At 35.8% G+C, this 12,076-nt stretch carries 8 protein-coding genes and 2 tRNA genes; all 10 read left to right on the top strand.

Annotation, left to right across the window (positions count from 1 at the left end; genetic code table 11):
- Positions 1 to 49: 49 nt before the first annotated feature.
- The 10 genes from dnaB (at position 50) to rlmH (ending at position 11,674) form a co-directional block, all read left to right on the top strand.
- Positions 50 to 1,450, top strand: coding sequence for a replicative DNA helicase (gene dnaB / locus HMPREF2576_RS08820; RefSeq protein WP_001831779.1), 1,401 nt, complete (start codon positions 50 to 52; stop codon positions 1,448 to 1,450).
- A 278-nt stretch (positions 1,451 to 1,728) separates the two neighbouring features.
- Complete coding sequence (locus tag HMPREF2576_RS08815) at positions 1,729 to 3,012, top strand: adenylosuccinate synthase (protein ID WP_002455931.1); 1,284 nt, start codon at positions 1,729 to 1,731, stop codon at positions 3,010 to 3,012.
- Between the two features lie 423 nt (positions 3,013 to 3,435).
- Positions 3,436 to 3,510 (top strand) — tRNA-Glu (locus tag HMPREF2576_RS08810).
- Positions 3,511 to 3,515: 5 nt separating this feature from the next.
- Positions 3,516 to 3,588: transfer RNA gene (locus tag HMPREF2576_RS08805), tRNA-Asp, on the top strand.
- 476 nt (positions 3,589 to 4,064) lie between these two features.
- The gene (yycF, locus tag HMPREF2576_RS08800; RefSeq protein ID WP_001831816.1) at positions 4,065 to 4,766 is read left to right on the top strand and encodes a response regulator YycF; all 702 of its coding nucleotides are present in this window, start codon (positions 4,065 to 4,067) and stop codon (positions 4,764 to 4,766) included.
- A gap of 12 nt (positions 4,767 to 4,778) precedes the next feature.
- Positions 4,779 to 6,611: a cell wall metabolism sensor histidine kinase WalK gene (gene walK, locus HMPREF2576_RS08795; protein ID WP_002437327.1), complete on the top strand. Its 1,833-nt coding sequence runs from the start codon at positions 4,779 to 4,781 to the stop codon at positions 6,609 to 6,611.
- Positions 6,604 to 7,941, top strand: coding sequence for a YycH family regulatory protein (locus HMPREF2576_RS08790; protein WP_001831744.1), 1,338 nt, complete (start codon positions 6,604 to 6,606; stop codon positions 7,939 to 7,941). Before walK ends, HMPREF2576_RS08790 begins: the two co-directional genes overlap by 8 nt.
- Entirely contained in the window at positions 7,942 to 8,733 is a 792-nt protein-coding gene (locus HMPREF2576_RS08785; RefSeq protein WP_001831750.1) for a two-component system regulatory protein YycI, read from the top strand. It begins immediately after the preceding gene.
- A 619-nt stretch (positions 8,734 to 9,352) separates the two neighbouring features.
- Positions 9,353 to 10,153: an MBL fold metallo-hydrolase gene (locus tag HMPREF2576_RS08780; protein WP_002447628.1), complete on the top strand. Its 801-nt coding sequence runs from the start codon at positions 9,353 to 9,355 to the stop codon at positions 10,151 to 10,153.
- 1,041 nt (positions 10,154 to 11,194) lie between these two features.
- Positions 11,195 to 11,674 (top strand): 23S rRNA (pseudouridine(1915)-N(3))-methyltransferase RlmH, encoded by a 480-nt coding sequence (gene rlmH / locus HMPREF2576_RS08775; RefSeq protein ID WP_002458513.1) that lies wholly within the window; start codon positions 11,195 to 11,197, stop codon positions 11,672 to 11,674.
- The last annotated feature ends 402 nt before the right edge of the window (positions 11,675 to 12,076 follow it).

Below are 12,076 nucleotides of genomic sequence, written 5' to 3'. Positions count from 1 at the left end.
GATGACGATAAAATAAAAGATGGATTGAAATAAGAGGTGTAAGTAGATAATGGATGGAATGTATGAGCAAAATCAAATGCCACATAGCAATGAAGCTGAACAATCTGTCTTAGGTGCCATTATTATAGATCCAGAACTCATTAATACTACTCAGGAAGTCTTGCTTCCTGAGTCGTTTTATAGAGGCGCCCATCAACATATTTTTCGAGCAATGATGCACCTAAATGAGGATAATAAGGAAATTGATGTTGTCACATTGATGGATCAATTATCAAGTGAAGGTAGCTTAAACGAAGCGGGTGGCCCTCAATATCTTGCCGAACTATCGACGAGTGTACCGACAACGCGAAACGTTCAGTACTATACGGATATCGTTTTTAAACATGCGTTGAAACGGAAACTTATTCAAACCGCTGATAGTATAGCGAATGATGGCTATAATGATGAATTAGAATTAGATACGATTTTAAGTGACGCCGAACGACGTATTTTAGAACTATCTTCTACAAGAGAAAGTGATGGTTTTAAAGATATTAGAGATGTCTTAGGACAGGTATATGAAACCGCAGAAGAACTCGACCAAAATAGTGGTCAAACACCAGGTATTCCAACTGGTTATCGTGACTTAGATCAAATGACTGCTGGTTTTAACCGTAATGATTTAATCATTCTAGCGGCACGTCCTTCAGTAGGTAAGACTGCCTTTGCCTTAAATATTGCGCAAAAGGTTGCCACACATGAAGATATGTATACTGTCGGTATCTTCTCACTTGAGATGGGTGCCGACCAATTGGCAACACGTATGATCTGTAGTTCTGGTAACGTTGATTCCAATCGTTTAAGAACTGGGACGATGACTGAAGAAGATTGGAGTCGCTTTACGATTGCGGTAGGTAAGCTATCACGAACTAAAATCTTCATAGACGATACGCCAGGTATCCGTATCAATGATTTACGTTCTAAATGTCGTCGACTCAAACAAGAGCACGGTCTTGATATGATTGTGATTGATTATCTACAATTGATTCAAGGAAGCGGATCACGTTTCTCAGATAACCGTCAACAAGAAGTTTCAGAGATTTCACGTACACTTAAGGCGATTGCACGTGAATTAGAATGTCCAGTTATTGCACTGAGTCAGTTATCACGTGGCGTTGAACAGCGACAAGACAAACGTCCTATGATGAGTGATATTCGTGAATCTGGGTCTATAGAACAAGATGCCGACATTGTCGCTTTCTTATATCGTGATGATTATTATAATCGTGGTGAAGGTGATGAAGATGATGACGATGCTGGTTTTGAACCACAGACAAATGATGATAACGGTGAAATTGAAATCATCATCGCCAAGCAACGTAACGGTCCAACAGGTACTGTGAAACTTCACTTTATGAAACAATATAATAAATTTACAGACATTGATTATGCTCATGCAGATATGTCATAAAAAATACTTTTCCGTACAATAATTGTTGTAAACTGTTTATTGTACGGTTTTTATTTTGTTTTTCTCTTTTAAAAATGTTGGAAGTATGTGTATATGTTTTACTTAGATGTCCTTTGAATAACTGTCATAGAAACGTTTGAAAGTGATTTTGCACAGAAAAAATACTGAAAGATGATGCGTTATCGAACGCTAATTAATGTTCGATTTTTATTTGCAAATTCAAAATCATATTGGTAAAATACCTAGTGGTTAAACGAGAAAAACTTGGAGGTGCTCATATGTCATCAATCGTAGTAGTTGGGACACAATGGGGAGACGAAGGTAAAGGTAAAATAACAGACTTTTTAGCAGAGCAAGCAGACGTAATTGCTAGATTTTCTGGTGGTAACAATGCGGGACATACGATTCAATTCGGTGGAGAAACTTACAAATTACACTTAGTGCCATCAGGCATCTTTTATAAAGATAAATTAGCAGTAATCGGTAACGGTGTAGTTGTAGATCCAGTCGCATTATTAAAAGAACTAGATGGGTTAAATGAACGTGGTATTTCAACTGACAATCTACGCATCTCAAATCGCGCACAAGTCATTTTACCTTATCACCTAGCTCAAGACGAATATGAAGAACGTCGTCGTGGCGATAATAAAATTGGTACAACGAAAAAAGGTATCGGCCCAGCATACGTAGATAAAGCACAACGAATCGGTATTCGCATGGCAGACTTATTAGAAAAGGAAACATTCGAACGCCGACTTAAAGAAAATATTGAATATAAAAACGCATACTTTAAAGGCATGTTTAACGAAACTTGTCCAACATTCGATGAAATCTTTGACGAATATTATGCTGCAGGTCAACGTTTAAAAGACTATGTGACAGACACAGCTAAAATTTTAGACGATGCAAATGTGGCTGATGAAAAGGTATTATTCGAAGGTGCACAAGGTGTCATGTTAGATATCGACCATGGTACATATCCATTCGTTACATCTAGTAATCCAGTTGCAGGTAACGTTACAGTAGGTACAGGTGTTGGCCCTACATCAGTGTCTAAAGTGATTGGTGTATGTAAATCATATACATCTCGTGTAGGTGACGGTCCATTCCCAACTGAACTTTTTGATGAAGATGGCCACCATATTAGAGAAGTGGGTCGTGAATATGGTACAACTACTGGACGTCCACGTCGTGTAGGTTGGTTCGACTCAGTTGTATTACGTCATTCACGTCGTGTAAGTGGTATCACAGATCTTTCAATTAACTCAATCGACGTTTTAACAGGATTAGACACAGTTAAAATTTGTACTGCTTACGAATTAGATGGTGAAAAAATTACTGAATACCCAGCAAACTTAGATCAATTAAGACGTTGTAAACCTATCTTCGAAGAGCTTCCAGGTTGGACTGAAGACATTACAGGTTGTCGTAGTTTAGATGAACTTCCTGAGAATGCACGTAATTACTTAGAGCGTATTTCAGAATTATGCGGTGTCCATATTTCAATCTTCTCAGTAGGTCCAGACCGCGAACAAACGAATTTATTAGAGCAACTTTGGTAGAATAAAACGTTAAGAAAGCATGTGAGTTTTGTTTAATTAGAGCATTGAACGCATTGAACGAAATGATTAACATTATTCTTAGTGCTATATGCATGAATGTAAAAAAGCTTTTTAACTCATATCTATCAATATTTGCAGTGAATCATATTTAAACAGGCGGCCACAACTTAATGGTCGCCTGTTATTTATTTTGGAGTAGGACAATGATTCTCAATCTCCTTTTGTCCTACTCCAGTTTTATTTTAAAATAGCAATTTGAAATTAGTTTTGAATGAAATCAACGGTTTTATTCTTCTCCACAGTAAGCTTCATAGTATGATTGTGTTGGTTGATTAACGAACCAAAAATATTATTAAATTTATGTAAAAAATATCTTGTCATCAAAAGTAGAGCTATGCTATAATCTATCTTGTGCTTAAGAACGGCTCCTTGGTCAAGCGGTTAAGACACCGCCCTTTCACGGCGGTAACACGGGTTCGAGTCCCGTAGGAGTCACCATTCTAGGTCCCGTAGTGTAGCGGTTAACACGCCTGCCTGTCACGCAGGAGATCGCGGGTTCGATTCCCGTCGGGACCGTATTGCCTACCCAATAGGGTAGGCATTTTTTTATGCTTTTTTACATACAACATTGTACCTTCACTTTACTAATCTTTCTGATTCACATTACCTACTTTATTTAACATGCAATGAAAACTTAATATTCCTATACATGCTTATATTTCTATAATTAAAAATACTGTCATTACGGCACTTTTGACATATACGAAAACGATAAAATATGATGATAAACCTAAACAAAAGCGTCAAGCATATTGCAAAAGTCTAACTTATTTTGCGGAACTGTATTTCAATGGTAAAATTATAAATAATATTATTCTATAATTTTAAATACTAAAATAGAATTAACCGTTCATAAATGGTAAATTATATAATAGGTAGCTATATGTTATATAGAGAACAGAATAATAATGAAGCACTTCGAAAATTTGATATAACATTAGCAATGTAAACGAACGGAAGAACTACACTTTGAGAAAAGAGGTTTATAATATATGGCTAGAAAAGTTGTTGTAGTTGACGATGAAAAACCAATTGCTGATATTTTAGAATTTAATTTAAAAAAAGAAGGTTACGACGTATATTGCGCTTATGACGGTAATGACGCAGTAGATTTAATCTATGAAGAAGAACCAGATATCGTCTTACTTGATATCATGTTACCTGGTAGAGATGGTATGGAAGTATGTCGTGAAGTGCGTAAAAAGTATGAAATGCCGATTATCATGCTGACAGCGAAAGATTCTGAAATTGATAAAGTATTAGGCCTTGAATTAGGTGCAGATGATTACGTAACTAAACCATTTAGTACTCGTGAACTCATCGCACGTGTGAAAGCGAACTTACGCCGTCATTATTCACAACCAGCTCAAGAAGTAAGTGGTGCGACAAATGAAATTACAATTAAAGATATTGTGATTTATCCAGATGCATATTCAATTAAAAAACGTGGAGAAGACATTGAATTAACGCATCGTGAATTCGAGCTATTCCATTATCTTTCTAAACATATGGGTCAAGTCATGACACGTGAACACTTACTACAAACAGTGTGGGGTTACGATTATTTTGGTGATGTTCGTACTGTGGACGTAACAATTCGCCGTTTAAGAGAAAAAATTGAAGATGATCCATCTCATCCAGAATACATTGTGACACGTAGAGGCGTTGGATACTTCCTCCAACAACATGATTAGAGGGAGCGTCTTATGAAGTGGCTTAAACAACTACAATCCCTTCACACGAAACTCGTTATTGTTTATGTACTACTCATTATTATTGGTATGCAAATCATCGGTTTGTATTTTACGAATAGTTTAGAAAAGGAATTACTCGATAACTTCAAGAAGAACATAACACAATATGCGAAGCAATTAGACGTCAATATTGAAAAGGTTTATAAGGATAAAGATAAAGGTTCAGTCAACGCTCAAAAGGATATCCAAGACCTTTTGAATGAATATGCGAATCGTCAAGAAATAGGAGAAATACGCTTTATTGATAAAGACCAAATCATCATGGCAACAACCAAGCAGTCTAACCGTGGTCTTATCAATCAAAAGGTTAACGACGGGTCAGTTCAAAAGGCGCTCTCCTTAGGGCAAACGAATGATCATATGGTTCTTAAGGATTACGGAAGTGGTAAAGAGCGTGTTTGGGTATATAATATACCGGTTAAAGTCGATAAACAGACAATCGGTGATATATACATAGAATCGAAAATTAATGATGTATACAATCAGCTGAACAACATTAATCAGATATTCATCGTAGGGACAGCGATATCACTATTCATTACAGTGATACTAGGATTCTTCATTGCACGAACGATTACTAAGCCGATAACCGATATGCGTAACCAAACCGTCGAGATGTCTAAAGGTAACTACACGCAACGAGTGAAGATATACGGTAACGATGAAATCGGTGAGCTCGCACTTGCCTTCAATAACTTATCGAAACGTGTCCAAGAAGCACAAGCGAATACAGAAAGTGAGAAACGTCGTCTAGATTCCGTTATCACGCATATGAGCGATGGTATTCTTGCGACAGATCGCCGTGGACGTGTACGTATTGCAAACGACATGGCGCTGAAAATGCTCGGTCTCGCGAAAGAAGATGTCATCGGCTACTACATGCTTGGTGTCCTTAACTTAGAAAATGAATTCTCATTAGAGGAAATTCAAGAAAATAGTGATTCTTTCTTGTTAGATATTAACGAAGAAGAAGGCATTATTGCACGCGTAAACTTTAGTACGATTGTACAAGAAACAGGTTTCGTGACAGGTTACATTGCCGTACTACATGATGTCACTGAACAACAACAAGTCGAACGTGAACGTCGCGAATTCGTTGCGAATGTTTCACACGAATTACGTACACCACTGACATCTATGAATAGTTATATCGAAGCACTTGAAGAAGGTGCTTGGCAAGATAAAGAGCTGGCACCATCATTCCTATCTGTCACACGCGAAGAGACTGAACGTATGATTCGTTTAGTGAATGATTTACTTCAATTATCTAAAATGGATAATGAATCAGATCAAATTACGAAAGAAATTATCGACTTCAATATGTTTATCAACAAAATTATTAACCGTCATGAAATGGCAGCGAAAGATACAACATTCGTGCGTGAAATTCCACAGCAAACCATCTTTGCTGAAATCGATCCAGATAAGATGACACAAGTATTTGATAATGTCATTACCAATGCAATGAAATATTCACGTGGCGAGAAACGTGTTGAGTTTCATGTGAAACAAAATGCACTTTACAATAGAATGACGATTCGTATTAAAGATAATGGTATTGGAATACCGATTAACAAAGTAGATAAAATATTTGATAGATTCTATCGTGTAGATAAAGCACGTACACGTAAGATGGGTGGTACAGGACTTGGTCTAGCTATTTCCAAAGAGATTGTCGAAGCACATAACGGTCGAATTTGGGCTAACAGTGTAGAAGGACAAGGTACGTCAATCTTTATTACACTTCCTTGCGAAATCATTGAAGACGGTGATTGGGATGAATAACAAAGAACATACTAAATCAATTATTTTAGTCCTACTCGTCTTGATGAGTATCGTTTTGACATACATGGTCTGGAACTTTTCTCCAGACCTTTCAAATATTGATAACACGGATAATAGTAAAAGTGATAAACCTAAACCACTTACTAAACCAATGACTGCAGAAATGGAAGGAACAATCACACCATTTCAAATCGTGCATTCTAGAGATGATAAATCTCAAGGAACAGTGGCATCAGGTGCAGTCTTAGACAAGATGATTCAACCTTTAAAGAATCAAGAAGTTAAATCTGTATCACATCTGAAAAGGGAACATAACCTTGTTATACCTGAACTAAGCAACGATTTTATTGTCCTAGATTTCACTTATGATTTGCCACTTTCAACATACTTAAGTCAAGTACTCGATATCGATGCGAAAGTGCCGAATAACTTTAATTTTGATCGCCTCCTTATCGATCAAGATCATAATAACCACGTCGTACTATATGCGATTAGCAAAGACCGTCATGAAGTAGTTAAACTTAAGACAACCATGAAAGGGAATAATGTTGATAAAGCTTTTAAAAGTATCGAACCTGACATGCAGCCTTATACGGAAATCATCACGAATAAAGATACAATCGACAAAGCAACACACGTGTTTGCACCAAGCAAACCGAAAGACTTAAAGACGTATCGCATGGTCTTCAATACGATTAGTGTTGAACGCATGAACTCAATACTATTTGATGATTCAACGATCGTTCGTAGCTCTCAAAGTGGTACGACAACATACAACAACAATACTGGCGTCGCCAACTACAACGATAAAGATGAAATGTATCATTATAAGAATTTATCTGAAGATGCGAAAAGTTCAAGCAACATGCAAGAAACCATCCCAGGCACATACGAGTTTATAAATAGTCATGGTGGCTTCTTAAATGAAGATTATCGCCTATTTAAGACTGATAATAGAACGGGGAAACTCACATATCAACGATTCCTCAACGGTCACCCAACGTTTAATAAACAGAACTTCAATGAAATTCAAGTCACATGGGGGGATAAAGGCGTTTACGATTATCAACGTTCGCTACTTAAGACGGACGTCACATTGAACAGTGAAGAATCTAAATCCGTGCCCACCGTTGAGTCCGTGCGTTCTGCATTAGCCAACCATCCTGATATTGATTTTGAAAAGGTAACGAACATTGCGATTGGTTATGATATGGACGACAAGGCAAATAACGAAGATATTGAAGTTCAACGTAACTGTGAATTAATACCACGTTGGTTTGTAGAATACGATGGCAATTGGTATGCCTATAAAGATGGGAGGCTTGAATAAATGAACTGGAAACTTACGAAGACACTTTTCATTTTCGTTTTTATTCTTGTGAACATCTTTTTAGTCATCGTTTATATTGATAAAGTGAATAAATCACAAGTTAATGACTCGGAAAAGGTAAACGAAGTCAACTTTCAACAAGAAGAAATTGACGTGCCCAAGGATGTCTTGAATCAAAGCGTGAAAGATACTGAACTTGAACAAATTACTGCCCGTTCAAAGAATTTCTCAAGTTATGCGAAAGATCATTCAAGCCTGCAAACGTCTGATTCCGATAAAACACTTGAAGGAGATATTGATAAAGGCGTTCAAGTGAGTGATAAGAACTTACAAGATATCAAAGAGTACATTGCAAAGAAAATCTTTAACGGTAAAGAGTATCAATTAAGTGATTTAACTAAAGACAAAGTCACTTACGAACAAACGTATAAAGATTATCCGATTATGAATAATAGTAAAGCACGCCTAACGTTTAATTTGAGCGATGGCAAGGCGACAAGCTATAAGCAGACAACGATGGATGATATACAAGTAGCTAAAGGTTCAAATAGCACGAAGAAACAAGTCATCACACCACGTAAAGCTATTGAAGCTCTTTATTACAACAGATATCTAAAACAAAATGATCAAGTGCTAGACGCACGCCTAGGCTATTATTCAGTGGTAAAGGAAACAAACGTTCAATTACTCCAACCTAACTGGGAAATTAAAGTAAAACATAAAGGCAAGGATGAAGTTCAAACCTATTATGTAGAAGCTACAAATCATAATCCGAAAGTGATTGATTATTAGAGGTTATTGATAGGTGGCGTGACGTTTGAATGAAACCGCCAAGCGATAGCATAGAAGGCTACGTTAATTTGTATTGTCTAGAGCACACTTTGGCGTACTTATGTTAGAAGTCATTTGTCGAACCAACGACATGTGATGATTCACGGATTGATTATGAAGCTATATATGATGATATAAACTAAGCCTGAGACACGATGAGTGAGCTCAGGCTTTTTTATGTATTGAAAGTGATTGAGTAATTAAATAGGGTGGAAATCAAAAATGATGTTGGTTGATATGTTAGGTCGTTTAAGAGGATGCAATGCCAGGGGTAATATCGACGTTGTTATGAAGCGGTGTTTATTTTAAATGGGCGTTAGTATCGTGTATAAACGGACTATTGGAACTCAACTTTTAAAATTGATATAGTATAATATAAAGGAAATTTAGAGGACGTGACGTTTCGATATTTGAATAACTGTATTAAGGAATATCGAAACTTTAAAATATCTACGCAATTTAGGATAAAAAGTCAACATTGAGTGAAAGCCAACTTAGTCGAAGTATCTCAATAAAGCGTAAGACACTCGAGTTCCCCCACACCCCTATAAATAAATAACTATGGTACATATGAGAAAGGATGAGTCGCTTGATACGTATGAGTGTATTAGCAAGTGGTAGTACAGGTAACGCCACTTACGTAGAAAGTGAGAAAGGTAGCCTACTCGTCGATGTAGGTTTAACTGGCAAGAAGATGGAAGAACTTTTCAGCCAAATCGACAGAAACATTAAGGACTTAAATGGAATATTAGTGACACATGAACACATTGACCATATCAAAGGTCTTGGTGTCTTAGCACGTAAATATAAACTTCCAATTTACGCGAATGAGAATACATGGAAAGCGATAGAGAAGAAAGATAGTCGCATTCCAATGGATCAGAAATTTATCTTTAATCCATATGAAACGAAATCTCTTGCAGGATTCGATATAGAATCATTTAACGTGTCACATGACGCGATTGATCCACAGTTCTACATCTTCCACAATAACTATAAGAAATTCACGATGATTACTGACACAGGTTACGTTTCAGATCGTATGAAAGGTATGATTCAAGGTAGTGATGTCTTTATGTTTGAAAGTAATCACGACGTCGATATGTTACGCATGTGTCGTTATCCATGGAAGACGAAACAACGTATTTTAAGTGATATGGGTCACGTATCCAATGAAGACGCGGGCCTTGCGATGAGTGATGTCATTACAGGTAATACAAAACGTATATACCTCTCTCATTTATCACAAGACAATAATATGAAAGACCTCGCACGCATGAGTGTTGGACAAGTGCTCAACGAACACGATATCGATACAGAGAAAGAAGTGTTGCTCTGCGATACCGATAAAGCACAAGCCACACCGATTTATACACTATAATTGAATAGAGGTAAGACAAACGACCTACTTAAGTATTGCGCTTAAGTAGGTTACTTTTTTGGAAAAGTGGTCAGGAGAAGTGCAGGGAATGATTACGTGTTATTTTAAACGGGCTTGAGCATTAGGAATTTTTTTAATGAAATGAAAATGCACCGTGTTCGAGGGCAAACGATGTCTTACACGCTTTGTGATTTATATTACACTTCCTTATATTTCCTAGTTGATAAAAATTTTTGATGTAAAAAAGTGAATAAATAAAATATTAAGAGTCTCATAAAAACTTAAATATAAAGTTAAAATTTAAAAACATTTAGAAATTGTGACAAAATAAAAATTGAAATTTAAATAATTTTTAAATATATTGTATTTATAGTTAGTGGTCATGCTATTTAATATAAAAATGAGTTTCTATGTTCAACACATGTATGATTTAAAGTAATAAATGATTTACCGCTGCTTTCATAGTTATGTTGTAACTAAAAGCATTGTCATGTGAGAGTTTATCAAGTCAATATCATCGTAGTTAATATGAATTCATTTAATTGATCACATGCTTAATTGAGGTGAAAGCGAATTACTCACATATTTGATTGAATGTCGTAGTGATGATTGATTAGACTCAGGTAGGGGTGATACATATACTGCTAGATGATAGCTCACTTACATAAAGATAATGATGATATTAATTTAGGGTTAAAAAGATGTGTGTGGAAAACTAGGATATCAATGATGATATATGTAGTAAGTGAGTCTAAAAGGTCTGAAATATAGGGAATAATTGTAAAAATAACGTTAAGACGACCGTAAAGTTATCCACTGATTAGGCAATAGTTATACAGAAATGTGTACAATACACACATAAATACCCACATTATTCACAGACTTATCCACAAATTCACAAGAAATCTCCTTGAATCTGTGTATAATTCTCAAAAAACACTAAGAAAATGTTAATTCAATTGTTATACTAAGAGGGAAATGTGTGAATAAGTGTATAACTTGTGGATAACTCGAATAAATTATGTACTTTTGGAGGATAAAATGAAGATTACTATCTTATCAGTTGGAAAACTAAAAGAAAAATATTGGAAGCAAGCCATTGCAGAATATGAAAAAAGATTAGGACCTTACACGAAAATCGAATTAATAGAAGTACCAGATGAAAAAGCACCTGAAAATATGAGCGACAAAGAAATCGAACAAGTCAAAGAAAAAGAAGGCCAACGCCTACTCAATAAGATTAAACCCCAATCCACAGTAATTACGTTGGAAATCAAAGGGAAAATGTTGTCTTCAGAAGGACTCGCTAAAGAACTACAAACACGCATGACACAAGGTCAAAGCGACTTTACATTTGTCATAGGTGGCTCCAATGGTTTACACCAAGACGTCTTACAACGCAGCAACTATGCTTTATCTTTTAGCAATATGACCTTCCCACACCAAATGATGCGCGTCATATTGATCGAACAAATTTATCGCGCATTTAAGATCATGAGAGGCGAAGCATATCATAAATGATGCGGTTTTTTCAGCCACTTCATAAAGGGATTTTGAACGTATCGGAACGTATGAGGTTTATGAGAATTGCTGTTATGTTTTTGTGAAGCGTATTATAAATGATGCGGTTTTTGATAATTTTTTCTTTATCAGAGATTTTACTAAAAATCCCCTCAAAGTTTGTGTTTTTCAACTTCAACTTTGAAGGGAATAAATAAGGAACTTATTTATATTTATCCTTTATCTCATTAATATCTATTTTTTTATTAATAATATTATAAATATTAAATTCTTTAGAAAAGTCACTATCACTCTTATTCTTCATACTAAACGTTATTAATCTAATAATATCAGCTACTATTTCTTTAAATTCTATTGCATCTTCTTTTTGGTTCTGTTGCAAAGTAAAAAAATATAGCTAAC

It is taken from the genome of Staphylococcus sp. HMSC063F05 (assembly GCF_001837075.1).
Classification (GTDB): Bacteria; Bacillota; Bacilli; order Staphylococcales; family Staphylococcaceae; genus Staphylococcus; species Staphylococcus epidermidis.
Note: the sequence above shows the minus strand (reverse complement) of the source record. Positions and strands in the feature narration are given on the sequence as shown.